This is a genomic window from Bacillus paramycoides (genome assembly GCF_038971285.1).
Taxonomy (GTDB): Bacteria; Bacillota; Bacilli; order Bacillales; family Bacillaceae_G; genus Bacillus_A.
Window position 1 is genome coordinate 75,665 of the sequence record NZ_CP152428.1, and the last position, 19,108, is coordinate 94,772.

Consider the following 19,108-nt stretch of genomic DNA (forward strand, 5'->3'; position numbering starts at 1 on the left):
ATTTGATGAAAGAACAAGTTGTAGTATTTGTATTTTTTACGATTATATTCATCAAAACTTCGAATACCTGAGTATTAATGATTAATCTAACTAGAATCTGTTGATCCAACGAAGGGGTACTTTGTTCTTTTAACTCATCTAAAATTCGTTTTAAATCGTATAGTTATTCCTAAATTTATGATAAGAAATCTCACATAATCTATTTCCATATTTTAAGTTAGCCCCCCTTACTTTTTGTAAGATTAATTAGGAATAATTCATATCTTATTTTCTAAAAATAAATCAAGTATGAATGTTATAAGCAGTTACTTCCTGAAAACATTCATATAAGAAGTTAAGGACTTTCACTTTTGTATTACCAAAAAAGTTAAGGGTGGGATTTATATGCCAACAGCCGCTAGAACACATATAACTGTTGAGCAACTTGAAGAATTTGGGTGGAACATGGTTAATGATCTTATGGTAAGGGATTTAAATACCACTTTAGAGAAGTACAATATAACCACTCGAGAAAGAATAAGGCACTTTCTTAGTCAATGTATGATTGAGTCTGATTACGGAAAAGCGACAAAAGAATATGCAGATGGTACAGAATACGAATTCAGAATTGATCTTGGTAATGTAAATCCAGGAGACGGGCCCAAATATAAAGGAGCAGGATATATTCAATTAACTGGGAGGTATAATTACTTGAAATTAGCAGAAGAAATAGGCGATCCTCGTATTATGGAGGGAGTAGATTATGTAGCTAAAAACTATCCTTGGTTTAGTGCTGGATTTTGGTGGGAAATGAACAACATGAATGATTTAATAGACTCAGGTGCAAATGTTAGGGAGGTTACATTGAGGGTTAATGGCCGTGGATTGAGGCAATTAGAAGAGCGAGAAAAATACTATCAACGTACCAATGCTATCTTGGTTTAATAACAATATTGTGCAAATTATGAAACGACATAATATAGAACTTTCCCACTCATCGACAAGATTAACTCAGGAACTATTTTTATAATTTAACTATTAGGAGGAATATTATGTTCGAATATGAAGTTCCTGGTTTGGTTTCCCCTATAGCCCAGCCTTATACAATGGCTTGTTGGGCAACCGTTTCAACCAGTATGATTAGCTGGCATGACAGTACCAGTTATACAATTGAAGAGGTTATGGATAAAGTCGGTTCAAAGTACAGAAAAATATATGAAGATAATACAGGGTTGTTTCCAGTGGATACACCAGAATTATTACAAAAGCTTACATTAGTAGCAGAACCTTCAGGGATTAATTATTCCGTTGATGGATGGCTGACACTTCTTCAAAACTATGGCCCCTTATGGATAACTGTTGCTCCTAATCCTAATGAACCTTGGTCAATGCATGCAATTATAGTTATAGGATTAAGTAGTGATGATACTGTAACGGGAACTATATTTAAAGTTATAGATCCAGCTGATGGATCTATAAAGGATATAGTACTGACTGATATGGTTAAAGTATTTGAAGCTATTGCTAGTGTTGAGGAAATAGTTATTCAAGTTTGCCATTTTTAAAGTACTTTTTAGTATTTTCTAGCTTCAATAAGGAATAAAGTTTCCATTTGTCTCCGTTCTTAAGCTGATGGGTATATGGCGAGGCACCGTTATATAGGTATATAATGAAAAATTTAGTTGAAAACAAAAAGAACTTGTAGGAATCGCTACAAGTTCTTTTTTGGATAATGTAAAAAGGTGAAACAAACTATCTCATAATTTGAATCGGAGCAAACACTTTAACTACGGGTTACTCTCATTATATAACAAATTTTACCATATGCACTTTTAATGTTTGAAAATTATGATAATTAAGAAAACGAGATATTGCAATTTATAATGAATCCCTAAAAATACCAATTGTTCATTTCGAACAAAACATTTTAAATCAATATCTATATCATAATAAATTATAAAAAATATAGATATAGGTAAATAGAGAAGAATGTAAGACAGTTACAGGTATGTTAAAATCCATTTGAGACATTGCTTTTGGGAATAAAATTGCTATTATAATTGTAATTTATTTCCAAAAAACTGATTGGATTTCAATCCAAATTGCGGTTTTATTCCACAGTCCTTAACAAATTGTTAAGGACCTTTTCTATTTGTCCTTTAGTTGTGAAAAAAATTTATTAATCGTCTCTATTGAAACCTTTGGGGCAAATTTTCTAGAAGTGTAGTCTGCAACAGTTGGTAGACTCTTCAACATGATTTACTCATTGTGTAACATTTTAAATATTGAAATATACCATTAGGAACATTATTGTGTTTGAATATAAAATCTCTGGATTTAATAGCACTTTAATACCAGCTTTATACCATGGATTGTTAGGAAACCGTATCAACCGGTAAGTTGGCGTAACATTGCTAGCTGCACGTTTGAGAAAATTATGATTAAATTCCTTTTAAATTACTGAAAAATTTACGAAGATACTACGGAACTATACCGTAATGATGCAACGAAATTATTATAAGAACTTACATTATTTGCAGAACCTCTAAAAATAAATTGTTCCATTTATGGGGGATTATTATTTTAACGATTAGGTTAATAGATTTTTTTATGCTTTTTACGTCAAGAACAGATTTTGGTGTAGACCCACTGCTAAAAAAACTTCTTTTTCAATGCATAACGTTAACAAAATTGAGAACAATGAATACAGTAGTGAAAATATAGATTCAAAATTACATGTTATCTAAAAGGAGAATTGTTATGACCGAACGTTCCAACTTTAGAACGCTCAAAGAAACTAATCTAGGACAAGTATACACATCACTTGGGCTTCCAGTTACTGCATTTCATGATTCAAATAAAACGACAAAGAGACCTTTCTTTAATACTGTGCTAAATTCTGATGACAGCCGGCCAAACGGGTTATGGATGTTCAAGGGGTCAGAGTACTTTTTTTATAATTTAGAAACTGGCGAAATTGAAGACGGACCGCGGTCGATTGCCGGAAATTTTGCTGGAGACACATTACCAACATTGTTCAGGACAGGGATTGACTCCGCCGTTTGGGGTGGTCCGGCCTTCCCTAATTCTTGGTACCTCTTCAAGGACGAAATGTTTGTTCGCGTTAATTCTAACGTCAGCAGTAACGTAAATGGAATTGGCGAAGACTCTAGTTTCGTTAAGGAAAGGCTGTGGCAGGTCGATTATGGATGGAGGGGGATTTTAGGAGAATGGGCAACCGGAGTATGGACCAACCCCAATGGTACATGGCGAACAGATGGTGTTCCCGTCGCTCTTCACGGACTGGGTTCGAAATACTATGGTACGATTCATTTTTTCAAGGATGGGGAGTATATTTGTCACGACCTCAAGACAGGTGGAGTATTTGCAGGACCCATGCCCATCAAGGATGCTTGGAAATTACCTGATGAGTTCTCAAACCGTATTGATCTAGCTTTCTATGGTTCAGGACCTAATAAGGAGAATATTTATTTTGTTTCTGATGAAAAATACGTGCTTTATGATTTCCGTCGAAATGAAGTGATTGATAGTGGAGCAGTCGAAAAAAGATTTCCTGCCTTTGCTAAATTTATTGGGCGTCCTCAACTCTTTCTGGTGGAAGATTACACTCTCAAAACTCTAGTAGGACCAGCGCACATTGGACGACTCATAGATACTAGAAATATCGGTGCCGGTTCGGAGTTTACAAAAATTTTTGTGACTGAGACGCATGATATGACTAAGACGAACCTGACGCAGAGTTTACTTGAAAGTGATGATACTAGCGTCATGTCCGATTTTCATGACAAGATGGATGAGAATACATCGACTAGCGAAAACAGCGAAAGCTACAAATATCAATTGAATAGTAAATTACATGCCGAAGCAGAAGCAAACAGCCTTTGGGGTGGTGAAGTCAATGCATCTCTCAATGTCGCGGGCGGAACAGACACATTGCGTGCAGCTCTAAGTAATTCCGTTTTTAAGTCAATACAATCCCAAGTAACTAGTGCAAAAAAATCGACAACACAAACTACGTACAATTCAGAGGACGAAATCACTAAAGAGGTAAAGGTTTTGAAGAAAGAGATATTCAAAGAGACAAACTCAAGCGATAAAGCCAGGATATATGAGTTTTATGAGCAACTACAGCCTTATATTACTCTCCTAGTACTTCAACATGTCCGTGTCGGTTATATGAATGGCACGCATCTCAAAGTCGTAGAACTTCCAGAGCTACTAAATTTGCTAAATGAAGTTATTATTGAAATAGATCAGCAAAAGCAGTTGATGACCTATATTCAAAATGAGCTGACCAGCGTCACTGATTACCAAGGTAACCCACGTTCAATTATCGCTAGTAGTCCATCGTCCAATCTTATAATAGATAAAAATCTGAGTTCAACCTACCAGATACAACATACCGATGGAACTGTCCAAGACATTTCTGCTAAAGGGCTCATTAAGGCGAGCAAAAGCTGGATTGAACCGACTTTTACAATAACATGTGTACAGATTGAACAGGACACAAGATAGATAAAAACTGGATTGAACCCAAGAGAACTAAAAAATAGCTTGATAGCGATGGGGTACCCCAGCATTTTGGGCAAAAAAGACGCTATGCAAAAATACAATAAGCTGCCCATACGGACAGTTTATTTCTATAATTTTCGTTATTGGAAGTTTTCTTAACATCACCATTTATTTGATAGGAGTTTAATTGTAACTTTGAAATAAGATTTAATCAAAACTTGAAAACGGACACTGAAAAATCGAGAGCCCTAAGCTATGTCTAAAGCCTCTTGCAAAATTTGTTCTTCTCGGGATGATGGATGGGTAACTGCAAGGCTTAGATTGATAACTCGTGCCCCCGCTTCTATACATTCAATTATTGCTTTTGCAAGTTCTGTGGGAGTAGCAACTGGTACAGGTCCCTGAAGAGGAACTATTTCTGAAAAAATTGGACGTACCAAAAGAGTGCATCCAGGGCAAATTGCTGGAGCCATAGATTCTCTCTTCGCACTTAAAATTCCCGCTAAAAAAGTACCGTGCATACAAGCAAAGCTACTAGTATTAATACAACTTACACTAGTTTTCTCGGATATCCTACGAATGTTTGCTTCTATCAGATCAGGATGTTTGGTTGCAACGGGTCCATCAATTAGTCCAATCAGGATTTCTGATTTGCCAGTTGTAATATTCATTAACTCTTTTAACTTTACCAAACCTAAAGCTTCCATCTATTCCTCCTTTTTAATACCTATATCTAAATATTTCTAGAATTATTATTACCTTACTATCTACAAAATAATCATTTTATTTTATGATTGTGAAAAACGAGTAGTTGTCAATATAGTAAGTGCTGAAGCTAACTGATATGATGTAAAGTCATTACAGGAGAATAATATTATTTCCAGTGAGGATTCAGAGACAAATATGTAATGAAGCTTTAAAGGATTATATAATGTGATAAAAGTATATTGATCATTTCAACAGTTCTGGTGCTATTAAGAAGCAATCGGAATACATACAGATTGATATGAAAAAGTTTCTAAACTGACTACAGCATGGAGAAACATTTGAATTAAAACATGCTTATATTGGGGTAGCGCCACACATCCATCAACTTAAGGTATATTTTTATACAAAATGCGTTCTTTCCATATAGTTTTTTATTATCTTTTCTGGATTTTGTAAAACTTGGCATATCAAATAAACCCTGACGGGCTTCAATTTTTTTACTATGCTACCTGATGAGTAGAAGTGGTTTACTCATATACAACACCCAAAATATCAAAGACTGTCTTTTTCTTATATCGATGAGATTTTCGTCCGTTGTGCTGTAGGAGGTTAAACAGACGAAGGAGAACCTTTGATAATTCTTGGGTGTTTTTCTGTAATGCTTGGTAAAAGAGTAAAAAATAATCTTTAATTATGTACATCGCTTTATATTCACTTAGCTCTTTCTGTTTCTTACGTAACAGGAGTTCTCGCATTTTAAACATAGTAGAAGAACATAATAGAATACTAATGAGTTGCCCATAAAGGTGACATTCTAAGCGTTCTCGTTTAGTAGATTTACAACGATGAATTTGAAACCAAGATTTCCATATTTTAAATAACAGTTCAATTTGCCAACGCAGTGAATATAGATCATAAATTTTCTCTTTTGGTACCCATTCCGTAGGAATGTTTGTCATATATACCGTAATGCCTTGTAAAAGTTTTGTACGCTCTGTATATGTAATTCCTTTTTTCTTTTCGCGAATAGCTCGATCACGTAGGCGTTTCTGTTTTTGCTCCTCGGTACATCTATAAACCACAATGCGAGTAGGCAGTTTGTCTTTACTCCCCACATATACATCATGTAATTCATACACTTGGCCAGGTTGTAATTGTTTCATGATGTCTTCCAAATGAATTTGTATATATACCGGTCTCAATTGAGCGGGTTTTGTTTTAAATACGACTGTTTCGAATTCTTTTCTATATATTTTAGTTGGTAACTTAAGACGTGATAAATAATATCCTTGCTTATCTTGAATAGACTTAAAATCGTGTAGACGAAAACATCCTAAGTTACGAATATATAGTTCATTCTTTTGTGCCATGCCTGTTCGAGTCGCACTATATGCCTGATCACTTCGTTTTCCTGGTTCAATTTCCACATCAGAAAATTTTCCACTCAACAAGTCATACTCTAGTTGAATTTTCACACCAGCTGTATGACTACATCCTCCGGCACCAGGATAAGTAGTTACGAATCAATCTGGAACTTGGAAGGTTGTTGGATCAAGGAGGAGAATCCGTTCAAAATAAGAAGAAAGAGAATGAGAAATCTTAGATACTCCTCCAATTTTAGCTTGTAGAAGTGTAGTAAATACAGTGCGAAAGAAGGCTACTGAAGCCGAATTAAATCGTCGATTAATTCCCTCCGGACTTAATAAAATTCCTGTTGAAGTTTCTAATTGACTACAAAGTTGAGTAAGAGAGGTAATAGCGATTTGTTGATTTAACCATACACACAAAGATAAGAAATGGTGCCCGTGGCAATTGCGTTTTCGTTTCATCCCGCCTACTTCTATAGCTAATTGATTAAGTGTAGCGGGATATATATATCGATATAGCTCCTCGGCAAATAAAGATAACTCTTGTTTTTGGTGCACATTCATAAAAAGCACGTCACCCTTTCTCATTAACATAAGAAAATAGTAACGTGCTTTTAACTTCAAAAATAGTCTAAATCCTTAAGTTGATGGATGTGTGGTGCTACCCCATGTTAGAATGTAAATTTTGAATATTTTTTATTTCTGTTTTAATTTGTTTTTTTATTTGTTGAAGATTAGGACGTAAATTCGCATCTTCTAGAGTACACATCTTTATTAGTTCTAGTAGTTCTTGTGAAATTATACCATGTGAAAATATTGAATTTTTTTTTGTGATAGTTTTTAATGTAGTGTTGGGGTTTTTACCTGTTAAAATAAATATCATAATACATCCTAGAGAATAGATATCATCTTGTATACTTGGTTGTTCTTCTTTAATCTGTTGTGGTGATGCAAAACCTTCTGTATACCCTTGGAAAATTGGTGACATATCTCCAATTTTACGAGTTAATTCAAAGTCTATAATCCTAATTGAATTATCATGATTATTTATAATAATATTGGTTGGTGTTAAATCACGATGTACATATCCTAATTGATGTAATCTAATTAAAAAATCACATATCTTAACTATATATATATATCTTAAAAAATTATTATTTTTATTTAATGGAAAACCTCTCTTTTTATCATTAAAAGTTTCACTTTCAATTACTTCTTTTAATGTTTTACCTTTTATGTATTCTAACGGAAGATAGCCGATACCATTATCTTCAAAATAATCATCTGCTCTAGGAATTGAAAGCAATTTATATAACTTTTTGTGCAGGTTTTCTTGATATTTCAAACGGCTTCGACCATCTCTGTTATAAAAGTCTGACATGCAATAAGGTTTTGCTTGTTTAATTACTTTTAATCCATCTTCTGTTTGATTGCGTATATCAAAAACTAACCCTACGCCTCCTTTTGGATGGGAATGAATAGAATCTATTAATAAATATCTAGAACCAATTAATCTGCTCCCTTTTTTTAATGTTTTATCTGTATAATTTTTGAAAATATTAACTATACCTTTAGGGAGGGTAAAAGGTATATGATATTGATCTTTAATTAATTCTCCATCATTATTTACTATGTAATTATCAGATTTTCCCTTGATATTATTAATATTCATAGATTTGAAAGCGCCATACCGTGCATAGACAACATCACTAATTTTTACATCTGTTTCCACAATAGGTCCTTTAAATCCTTTAGTCAATTCGGCTAGAATAATTGCTAATTCTTTTGCCTCAATATCAGAATTAGGGTAAATAGTCATACATTTTCCAATCTGAGTACTACCAAATAATCCTGTGTTTAATCGGATTAATTGATTGCTATTTTCAATAAATTTAAAACAAACTTTTCTTTTCTTAAGTTCAGGAAGTACAGTATCCAATAGTCGATTTGCATCACATGGAACAGTAGAAATATGTAATTTCCATCCTTGAGTTTTGGTTGTTTCTCCAACAATTATCCATGGTGATTTAAAAGACAGTTTAAGATAAAACCTTTTGATATCAACGCTATAATCCATTCTTTCCATTACTAGCAAACCTCCATTAATAAAAGTACTAAAAGTTCTAATCATTCTAATTAGAACTTTTAGTACTTCGCTGTAAAAAATAACAAAAATACTTAATTGCAAGAGCCGCTTACAACTGTTGTAAGTACAACACAGTCACTTGAATTTAAGCCTTCAAATAACTTTTCAGGAGTCATTAATAAAATTCTTTCTTTAACTTTTGGATCAGTGATATTGAGTTCACTTATAATTTTTTCAGGTTCATGAGCTAATTTTGTGAAAAATTCTTTATCAGTTTTAGCTTTGTGTAACATCATTTCATAAACCTCTTTTTTTGTTTGAGAGCTATCGTTCATTGAATATTCCTCCTTTATTTTCATGCTAATATTATTTTCTTTTAAAAAAAATTTATACTTATTAGTTATCAATTAATAGAGAGAACCTTTTAACTTTGGAGTAATCCTATTAAATTTGATAATCATGGTGATTATTTAGTTAATTCTGTATATTTAATTGTAATGTTGTAAGTTCATTTATGTATAAAAAAATATATGTAACTGCTGAATAGGATTTAGATACTTCTATTTTTAAAATTTAAAATGTGAGGTGTATGAAATCATTTAGGAGGATCCATTATCTCAATATGTATGTTCTTCTTTAATAGCTAGTTGAGTGTTTTCACATAAATATCTACACCTTTTATGGCTTACAATCTTAATGTTCGGAGTTGAATTTTAGCAATATTGAAAGGGGTATACTGCTTATATTAATGGGTATAATAACAACCTACATAACGGAGCAAATACTAGTTATAAGTTTTTAAGCAGATGAAATGTGAGAAGAAAAAGAAAGTCGGATAAATCTTGTTAGAGAACAGTATTTGATTTTTATATTTTTACAGAAAAAACTTAAAGAATCGGATGTGAATTAGTATATATATTTTTGTATTTAATTATAATAAAGTTTTGATTTTTATGAACATTTCGGGTTAAGTAAAAAGCAGTATGTTTAGTGATATTTAAGTAAATGATAATGGAATTACTGAAGGTGATGTATTAGGCTTGACAGTACTAATTGAGCATGTCATCAACCTCTATTACAAGTAATGAAGTTGATGACATGCTCAATGGTGAAAATTATAATTTAAACGGTAACTTTTGCTCAGTAAAAGAAAATTTTAAAATTATGTCTAATGGTAAATTAAATTATAGAAATCATGTAGTAGGCCCTATAAAGCTATCTAGAGCACGTGAATATTATATTCAAAACTTATTTGTAGAAGAAGCTATGGATATTGTAGTAAACAACTTAAATATTGATTTGGAACAATTTTACTCTAAAGGAAGAGGGATTGTTGATGTAATAAATTTTCTTTATGCAGGAGAATCTGATCACCGAGGCGAACTTTGGTCACATAACTCAAATATAAATTTGGAGTATAATGGGATGAAAACTCATTTTTATTTATTAACTGGTCTTGGCTCATCAGCACAAGATTTAAGGATTGGAACATTCTGTCATGAAACTGGTCATTTGCTTTGTCGTTTTTGTGATTTATATGATTATGGGAAAAGAGATGGTGATTTCCAAAAGAGCCAGGGGATAGGACTGTACTGTCTAATGGGTTCCGGCAACCATCTAAATGATGGCTTAACTCCATCTTCTGTATGTGCATACCTAAGAGATTTAGTGGGATGGTGTGAAAACAAAGTTATCCTAACAGAAGGCATATATACTGCAAAGCATGGTGATTATAATACTGTAATGAGATACAATACTGATACAGACAATGAATATTTCCTTATTGAAAATCGTACAAATTTAGGGCTAGATCGATATCTTCCTTCGAGTGGACTTGCTATTTATCATTGTGATATACACGGTTCAAATGAATATCAATCTGGTACAGCATTTCAGCACTATCAGTGTGCTGTGGTACAGGCTGATGGGAATTTAGATTTAGAACGTAATCGAAACAGAGGAGATGCTGGTGATTTATTTAAAGCTGTTACAGGAATTGCCTTCTCTTTTAATACAAACCCATCTAGTAAACAGTGGGATGGAAAAGATTCAGGATTTGTTATTTCAGACATTACTGAACCAAGTGAAAGCATAGAATTCAAGGTATTGTCGTAATTTTAAGAATTAATTAGGAACAGATTTCTAATATAAACGAATTCCTAAAATATAGGGAAATTTTTTTAGATATATTTCGAATTATGGAACAGAACAAGCCACTTTCTTTATAGAAGTGGCTTGTTATATTACATTCGATTTTGAACCCATTATGTTAATCAAGGAATCAGATACAGTATTTTGTTACAGCTAATTCAACAGTTAAGACATTTATATTTTCAAATAGAAAACGTAACAAAAACGTTCGTTTTTGTTACTATCGAATACAAAAAACTATAAAAATGAGATTATAAAATGGATTTTTCTCCAGTGGCTCGAAAAGTAAAGAATCATTGCCGTACCCCATCGCCATCAAGCTAAGAAAAACATAATACAGAAATATGTAAAATTTTCTTTGTAACACTTCAAGAAAAAGAGATATATAGAAAAAAGGGCATGCTAAATAACCCTTACGGGTTAAGTTTTTTAAAACTATTTCATTTTTATTTTGATAGATGTTGTACGTATGCAATACCTAAGATATCAAACACAGCTTTCTTTCGATATCGATGTGACTTCTGTCCATTTTTATCAAGTAGATGAAACAAGCGAAGAAAACTTTTTGCTAACTGATTCGATTGATCTTGCATTTGTTGATATAGTACTCGAAAGTAATCATGAATCATATACATGGCCTTCCATTCACTCAGTTCTTTTTGTTTTTTAACCAGTAGTAATTGTCGCATCTGGAACATCACTGTAGAAGATAATAAGAGCGCAATTAATTTCCCGTAGATATGACACTCTAACCGTTCCTTTTTTATATTTGTATTGTGATGAATACGAAAGATCGATTTCCACGTTTTAAAAATGATTTCGATTTGCCAACGAAGGGAGTAGAACTCATGAATCGTTTCTTGTGAAACATATTCCGATGGAATATTGGTCACATACAAATTGATTTCTTGCAATTTTTTAATTCGATCGCTAAAAGTTATCTTTATCTTTTTTCTTTATATGCACGATCTTTTCTACGTTGTGTTTCTTGATCAGGAGTTAGCCTGTAAATCACAGCGCGTGCTGGAAGTCCATAATCACGACCAATGTAAACCACAGGAATTTCAAAGTATTCACCTGGCTGTATATCTTGTTCCATTCTTATTGTTTAAATATATCTTAAATTTTTTATTATATAGTTCTTCTTTAAGGATTGTGGTTACCTTGATTAAATCTTCAATTAAACGGGAATTATTTTCAAATTCATTACTACTGGTATTAATAACTAAAGTCACCTTATATCCTCGACAGTACCTAGTATTATGTCACCTTCAAAGATGGCAAGACCCTCAGTGACCGAGTATTTTACTTCTCTACGACTTGATGGGAAATTGAAAAATCCTGTCCGTATTTCTTCACTATCTTGATTGATTTCACACAGATCACTACTCTGATCTTTCAACGGCAAATACTCCTGTCGATTTTTTAATGAACTGCTAAACCTGAATTTTTAGAGCATTTACTAGAACTACCCATTAATTATGTAAATAAATTAAACATTTCGAATAATCGTATAAATATAGTGAGGTCATTTGATTTTGAAACGCTAAATAGGGCGCGGCAATGATTATTTCTTTTTGAGGCCACTTAATAAAATAGCCACAACCTATTAATAAATAGATTGTGGCTATTTTTGTTTAATTTGCAGCTTTTAATCCATATCCATTAAGAGCATCAATAGAGTATCTTCTGAATTTGTTCTGATAATATCAATTGACTTGAGAGTATAAAGATAAAAACGTTTCCCACGTCGAATACAGCCATTGGATGGTAATTTAGAATCAATCGTCTGTCCCAAAGATTTGCAGGAAGGTCAACGGCAGAACTCGAAAATTCCTTATTCCACCTTTTAGTTCAGATATTCTTTTCACTCCTGTTCACCTTTTCTAAAAGTATTCCTGAGTTTTAAAAATTTTACGACAGAACCTATCTATTGCTGCAAAACCAATATTAATGGTTGGTTCTGAAAATTCGCACGCTATATACATCGCAAAGAATAGCAAAAGGAGCATGTCCAAAACCTTTTTAATGATATGCATTCTCACTTTATGAAAAAAATAATACATTAGATGTAATAATAGTAAAGAGATTTTTATGCTTAGTAATTAATTAGACAACATATTTATACCAAGGAACAAATAAAGAAGGAAGCGATTTGTTTTCCTTCTTTACTAAAAAATAGTACAACGATGAAATGAAGTTTGATAAAAACTCAATAAAATTATTCATTAAATAAAGTTACCATTGGCATAGAATTCATCAAATTATTAAAAGTGAGTAATACTAATTGTTGGTGCAACCTTAGTTATTTCTAAAATAGCTCCAAAATGAAAACCTTTTGTTTTTATATTAAAAACAGGCAACATAATAAGGAGAGATATATAAGATGGAAAATGCAATTGGATTTATTCATAATAATCAGTTCTACCAACTGATTTTACACAAAAATCCTATAACATTTATAGAAAATATCAGACCTAGGGAAGCTCGGCTACCACTTCCTTTAAATTTTACAGAAAATGAGGAGGGACGTATTATTTTAATTTCATGGGATGAAAATGAACCGCGAGTAGGAAAAGCACCTGAAGTATTACCAAATGAATTTATAGAATTATTACTAAAAAATAGTATGGAGCAGTCGTGTTCATTTTTACCATCTATTGTTGGTGGTTCAGTAAATGTAAGACCATAACACAATGAATGTAGAGCATAAATCTATTTATTTAATTGTTCTGTAGAAGGTTCTTGGGTTAGAAGGAATTTAAGGCCTCTTTAAAGAATTTGGAAGAAAATTTTTGTGTTTTATTACATTTAAATTAACATAAAAAAATTATGGTTAATTATATAGAAGGTTACTGCTTTTACTGCAAAGTTTTTAAAGGTATCCTTCTAGAAGTTTTTAATTGGGTTACATTAAAATATCTTTAAGGGAACATACAACACACCTATTTATGCGCAATTTTACTTAGCTTAAGTTTCTAATTGAATGACGTTAGATACGCTTTAAGAAATAACATCCTTAAATAATTAGAGGTGAAATAATGAATGGGAACTAATAAATTTAATGGGATAAATCAAATCTCTTATGAACAAGCAAAAAAGGAAATACAAACAGGGGACATTCTTTTGTGTAGTGGTCATTATTTAGTTAGTGAACTTATCAAAAAAGCTTCCGACTCAATTTTTAGTCATGTAGGTGTTTTATTTCATTGGAATAATCATATAATTATATTAGAAAGCGTGGAAGATGACGGCGTTAGGGCAGTTCCTCTCTCTCATTATATGTACAATTACGAAAATAGTAAGGAGAAATATAACGGAGAAATATATATAGCTCGACACAAAGAAATTGAAAATAATGATTTTCATACCGAAAAAATAATGAAAATGTTTGAAAAAGCAATGGATTTTTTGAATCGAAATTACGACAAAGATGAAATAGCTAAAATTGTGGCACGTATAGGTCTAGGTATTGGAAGACACAAGGATGATGATGAGTATATATGCTCAGAATTCGTAGACGAATGTTTCAAACAGTTAGAAATAGAATTTTCACGTGATTCAATGGGGTATATCTTACCTGAACACATTGCTGCAGATCCAAATGTGAAACCATTATTTGGGATTTATTAATAAATAATTTTTGATGATGAATTTTTGTGTAGTTAATATATAATAAATTAAAAATAGAACAAGGTGAAATCGATATCGGGTTTCACCTTATTCATTTGAATTGTTATAAATATTTACATTGTATAGACTTCAATTTTTGTAGGATTAGAAAAACGGCGTTCTAATTCTTTTTTGATTTTTTCAATTGCGAAGAATGCAGAAGATGCATATACAGTGACTACTTTTTTTATAAAAGTATTGCCTGTTATTAAAATGTATCTTACTGAATATGATGAAATCATACTCTCACCCTTTCACATATCTATGGTGTTTAAGATATATGCCGCTAGGTGTGGATATATTCTCAAAAGATTTAAAGTGGCATTGTGATCAGAATGAAAAATATCAAAAAGTTGATTATGAAAAAGCACCGCCAAAATCTTCAGCAATGCTTTTCCATTAGACATACTACGATAATGAGCGTCTACTTTCACTCACACGTTTTCTAATGAATAGTATACAAATTTGTATTTAACATAAGTTCTGTATGTTTTTAAATTTACTTTAATTTCAAGACACTTTCTACTTCCTCAAAGCTTCACTTACTTGCTTTTGCAATAGTTGCAAGTGGTACGCCAATTTCATGCAATCCTTGAATTATTTGCATCTTACTTTCTTCAATGTCTTTTTCCATACCCTCTTGTACTATATGTGCAAGTTTCGCTTGTTCATCAAGAAAAAGTTTTTCACGAACTTCATATGTAAGTTGGAAAGAAGAATCATTACTCATATTTTCCCATTTATCCATCGCTTTTTGTAAGATTGGATCTCGATTCATAGCAATTTGGAGTTAGATGTTCACCTTCATGTGCCGGTAATAATAAAATCCAACGAACGAATGCCTTTTCCCATTGGTTCAAATTTTCTACGTAACACTGTTTAACTAACTATGGAATTTCTACAAAATGGATTTCAATATCATCATTCAACACTTGATGTGTCTTTGTCTTCAAGGATTTTCCTGTATTGTGAAATGCATCATCATTAGAAAATAACTTGAAATCTAATAGATTGATGATTATTGTTTTTCGAAGCGAACGATACGACGTTCTTTTAAAATTTTAGAAACATCACGATAACTTAAAGAAAAACCAAAGTAGTAGTCGACCGTTGCAAAAAAATATCTTCCTTAAACTGTTTTCCTTTAAAATATCGCATTTGTGTTTCCTCTTAATTATTTGGAAAATTTCACAACATAACTGTGAATACTATTGTCCATAATTACAAAAAATAGTTACTATCTGAAATGATTTTACAAAAGGAGGAAAGCAATGGATTTAATTAACTCAGCTCTACCGTGGCCAAATGGCAAAGCATATCTTTTTCAGGGTACTGAATATATTAGATATGATTTCCACGACGGAACACAGGATCAGTCCCCACAATCCATCTCTCCTATGTGGCCAGGGCTAAGGCAAGATGCACCTGATGCTGCGGTCTATTGGGGATTTGGTAAGGTTTACTTTTTTTATGGGGATGAATATGTTCGTTTCGACATCGGCAATAATGCCGTAGACCCAGAATATTTACCCCCTAATCCTCCGAGCAAAATTGCGGACCATTGGCCAGGGATTTGGAGTGATCGTATCGATGCTGCAGTCAATTGGGGCAACGGAAAAATCTATTTTTTCCGTGATTCGGAATATCTACGTTATGATATTTCTCTGGACCGCGCCGATCCTGGTTATCCAATGTCTATTAGTTCCGCATGGCCAGGCATCTGGACAGACAAAATTGATGCTGTACTCTACCAAGGGGGAGAAAAGGCTTACTTCTTTAAGGACAAGGAGTATCGCCGCTTTGACCTAGTAACAAATAACGTTGATCAAAGTGGACCAGTTAGTGGCTTAAACTTGGACCCTCTTCCTCCAGGGATGTGGACGCCTAGTCGTGATTTGACTCTAGAGCAGGCAAATCTAGTAATGGGTTACCTAATACAGAATGGGAAATTTTCACTTAGTTCCACCCAAACTCCATATAGTGGTGATTGGATGACGTCCATCAGTTCGCCTCAACCTGCTACGAGAGTTGTAGTCAAACCCGCTAACATCAATGGTATTAACTTTATCAATGAAGCTGGTCCTGCTCCATTGATTGATAACTTAGATCAGCGTATGCTAATCTGTCTTTATCGCCTGACTCAATGGGTTAACGCATCTGAACCGGACGTGGCTGTTATTCGGCATATGGGTATTGGTCATGGCAGCGGACCACCAACTGACTGTCATAACCAGGGGCGGGCACTTGACTTTTCTGGCCTTGAGGGAACCAGCTTAGGTGTGGCTTTTGTCCGCAAGGTATTGAACGACTGGGGAAATAAACCAGTCATATCAGGCAATCCAATGCGACTAGACCCTGTTTCAGATCCATTGACACATGACCTTTTTCGCTCGGTATTCCGTTTTGCAACCTTTGAATGTGAATGTAATGGAATCGGCCCAAATAATAAGTGGCCACCAAAGGAAATTGGAGATGTAGGTGGGTTTGTAATACATCCTGATTACATCGACAATCCACCTCCTGCTCAGCAGTTACGTCCCCAACACAAGAACCACATTCATATGCAAATTGGTCCAACGTGATAATATTATTGGGGGTCACGATTATTTTATTGATGTGTTTATTTTAAGTACCAAACATCCGACTTCAAACTCAAAAAACTTGTTCTAAACGTCTTTTTCTTGTTTGAACTATTTTAGGGTGTTCTAATAAAAGTAGTTTGTATGTATAATTTTTGATTATTCTTTTAAAGAAGTCATCAACTTATCCTTCATATTGGAATACAGTAGAAAAACGAAGCGTATATTCAGTTATATGCTTCGTTTTTCTAATTCAATGAAGCACTCAAGAAAAAGATTTTGAACTACTTTATATATTGAATTTTTCATGATTCATTCTGGAGTGCTTGCCTGTATATCTTTATCCTTCCTCGATGTTTGCCCTTTTATTTGCCTAATAAATGCCCCCTAGTCTATTAATAACGTCTAACTAAAATTATTTCCCATTAAAAAGCTGTATCAAAACTTTGGGCTATAGAGAGAATAACTTTTAGGGAACTTATCCTTTTAGTTTGGTACCCTAAAAAATAGTGCTACTTAATTAAAAAAATTGAAATAAGTCGAAAGATACGATAACGAAGGAAAAGATGAATTATGAGTGAATTAAATAAAAAAGGTCATCTTGAACAAAATTTTAAAAAGAACCATAATCAGCATCCGGATTCCCAAGGTTACCTAGATAAACTGGAAAATAAAGAGTGCACTACTATAGTGGTCAATGGAGAGGTTACTATATGTTGTTGCGACGAGAACGGGGACAATTGCTCTTGTACAGGTATCGTCTAAACTAGATACTTCATAAAAATCTTGGTAGAAAAATTAAGGTGAATCCGATTGATTGTTGAAGCATAAAGTGAGCGAAATATTACTTTATGTGTGGATTAAGTCTTCTATTTTTGGGATACAGGATAAGATATCATTTCTATTGTCACAAAATGAAAACCCTCTTATTTTTAAATAAAGGGTTTTCATAAAATTTATAATAATACCTTGAAAATATAATTTTGTAGGAATCTTTGTATTTCCATTTCTATAAAATTTGGAAGTTTTACACTATTTTCTACATATGTACCATTTTTACGCATACCTTGAATAAGTTGCATCTGTCATTGTTTAATCCCCTTCCAATGTTTGGGTTAAATGTTCATCCTCATTTGCTAGAAGTAATAAAAAACAATGAACAAATAAAGAAATCTTCCCAAGGGTTAATTTGTTCAGTACGCCATTGTTGTATTAAATTCGGAAACTATACAATATGAATTTCTATGTCATCACTCAGTGCCTGTTATAGTTGTTTATTCCATAAAATTTCTGTTGTGTGAAATGCTTCGTATTTTGGAGACATCACAAAATTTAATAAATTCATTGTGATTGTTTTATAAAGAGAGCTATAAGGCATTCCTTTTTGTAATTAAGAAGCTGTATTTCTACATTTACTTTTGTTCCTTCGTCTAATGTAGCTGAAATATCTAAAATCGATAATTTATCTTCCTCATGTTCTCGGCGCAAGTGTAGGTCTTTTAGCTGTAATGAAGCAATGGGTGAATCTAACGAATTTTGTAATATTGCATTTAAAAAGGCAACCAGAATATCTTAATTTCCACTTGTACCAGATAATTGTTTAAAAAGTAAAATCAATACGTAAATTTACTAACTTTTGATTGGATATGGGTTTTCCTCTCCCCCATCTCGTACGATGTTTTTTTATTGTACGTAAAAGAATGTTACATATGCAAACAATCTCTTATTTCAACATACATAAGGACTTCAATAGTTTTTTATAAATTTAACAGTGTGTATTTTTTATAAAGTTTGTCCATTTTTCTTATTTATTGAATTAGAATTTTAAAGGGTATATTAGTGAAAGAAATCTGGTAATAGCAAATATATATTGGATGGTCTTTGCTTATTATTTAAGTGACTGTACGAATAATGTAAATTCCAATTGTAAAAAGAACTAGGTTCAACCAAAGGAAAGGTACATTTTAGATGTTGGCGTGTGTAGACTATTTTCTTGTTATGAGTAACTTTAAGTGACGGTAGTGAAATGCTCT

10 protein-coding genes and 5 pseudogenes are annotated in these 19,108 nt (G+C 32.8%); 7 read left to right on the forward strand and 8 right to left on the reverse strand.

All coding sequences use genetic code 11. From position 1 onward, the window contains the following. Positions 1-384: 384 nt before the first annotated feature. The 3 genes from AAG068_RS27825 (at position 385) to AAG068_RS27835 (ending at position 4,515) form a co-directional block, all read left to right on the forward strand. Positions 385-924 carry a glycoside hydrolase family 19 protein gene (locus AAG068_RS27825; protein ID WP_342719854.1) on the forward strand — a complete coding sequence of 180 codons (540 nt, stop codon included), beginning with the start codon at positions 385-387 and terminating at the stop codon, positions 922-924. Positions 925-1,031: 107 nt separating this feature from the next. After that, on the forward strand, positions 1,032-1,544 hold the full coding sequence (locus AAG068_RS27830; RefSeq protein ID WP_342719855.1) for a papain-like cysteine protease family protein: 513 nt from the start codon (positions 1,032-1,034) through the stop codon (positions 1,542-1,544). 1,195 nt (positions 1,545-2,739) lie between these two features. Further along, on the forward strand, positions 2,740-4,515 hold the full coding sequence (locus tag AAG068_RS27835; protein WP_342719856.1) for a hypothetical protein: 1,776 nt from the start codon (positions 2,740-2,742) through the stop codon (positions 4,513-4,515). A gap of 245 nt (positions 4,516-4,760) precedes the next feature. Here the strand turns inward: AAG068_RS27835 and AAG068_RS27840 are convergent, their stop codons facing one another. From AAG068_RS27840 to AAG068_RS27855, 4 genes and pseudogenes are all read right to left on the reverse strand, one after another. Further along, entirely contained in the window at positions 4,761-5,219 is a 459-nt protein-coding gene (locus AAG068_RS27840) for a S8 family serine peptidase (protein WP_342719857.1), read from the reverse strand. A gap of 528 nt (positions 5,220-5,747) precedes the next feature. Next, positions 5,748-7,151, reverse strand: a pseudogene (locus AAG068_RS27845) (IS4 family transposase). Positions 7,152-7,248: 97 nt separating this feature from the next. After that, entirely contained in the window at positions 7,249-8,673 is a 1,425-nt protein-coding gene (locus tag AAG068_RS27850) for a protein kinase domain-containing protein (protein ID WP_342719858.1), read from the reverse strand. Between the two features lie 92 nt (positions 8,674-8,765). Further along, a complete protein-coding gene (locus AAG068_RS27855; RefSeq protein WP_098818326.1) occupies positions 8,766-9,008 on the reverse strand; it encodes a hypothetical protein in 243 nt (80 codons plus the stop codon). 724 nt (positions 9,009-9,732) lie between these two features. On the opposite strand from AAG068_RS27855, the gene AAG068_RS27860 reads away from it, so the two are divergent. Then, complete coding sequence (locus AAG068_RS27860; protein WP_342719859.1) at positions 9,733-10,788, forward strand: M6 family metalloprotease domain-containing protein; 1,056 nt, start codon at positions 9,733-9,735, stop codon at positions 10,786-10,788. A gap of 482 nt (positions 10,789-11,270) precedes the next feature. Here the strand turns inward: AAG068_RS27860 and AAG068_RS27865 are convergent. Then, a pseudogene (locus tag AAG068_RS27865) lies at positions 11,271-11,923 on the reverse strand (transposase); the annotation flags it as partial. A gap of 1,287 nt (positions 11,924-13,210) precedes the next feature. Between AAG068_RS27865 and AAG068_RS27875 the strand changes: the two are divergent. Both AAG068_RS27875 and AAG068_RS27880 read left to right on the forward strand, forming a co-directional pair. After that, positions 13,211-13,516 carry a hypothetical protein gene (locus AAG068_RS27875; RefSeq protein ID WP_342719862.1) on the forward strand — a complete coding sequence of 102 codons (306 nt, stop codon included), beginning with the start codon at positions 13,211-13,213 and terminating at the stop codon, positions 13,514-13,516. 353 nt (positions 13,517-13,869) lie between these two features. Next, the gene (locus AAG068_RS27880) at positions 13,870-14,457 is read left to right on the forward strand and encodes a YiiX/YebB-like N1pC/P60 family cysteine hydrolase (protein WP_342719863.1); all 588 of its coding nucleotides are present in this window, start codon (positions 13,870-13,872) and stop codon (positions 14,455-14,457) included. Between the two features lie 577 nt (positions 14,458-15,034). On the opposite strand, the pseudogene AAG068_RS27885 reads toward AAG068_RS27880, so the two are convergent. Beyond that, a pseudogene (locus AAG068_RS27885) lies at positions 15,035-15,539 on the reverse strand (Rpn family recombination-promoting nuclease/putative transposase); the annotation flags it as partial. After that, positions 15,536-15,654, reverse strand: a pseudogene (locus AAG068_RS27890) (IS6 family transposase); the annotation flags it as partial. The pseudogenes AAG068_RS27885 and AAG068_RS27890, both read right to left, overlap by 4 nt. Before the next feature lie 113 nt (positions 15,655-15,767). Here AAG068_RS27890 and AAG068_RS27895 point away from each other — a divergent pair. Next, entirely contained in the window at positions 15,768-17,078 is a 1,311-nt protein-coding gene (locus tag AAG068_RS27895) for a hemopexin repeat-containing protein (protein WP_342719864.1), read from the forward strand. Positions 17,079-18,176: 1,098 nt separating this feature from the next. Here AAG068_RS27895 and AAG068_RS27900 read toward each other — a convergent pair. Continuing rightward, positions 18,177-18,723: pseudogene (locus AAG068_RS27900) on the reverse strand (Rpn family recombination-promoting nuclease/putative transposase); the annotation flags it as partial. Positions 18,724-19,108: the final 385 nt, after the last annotated feature.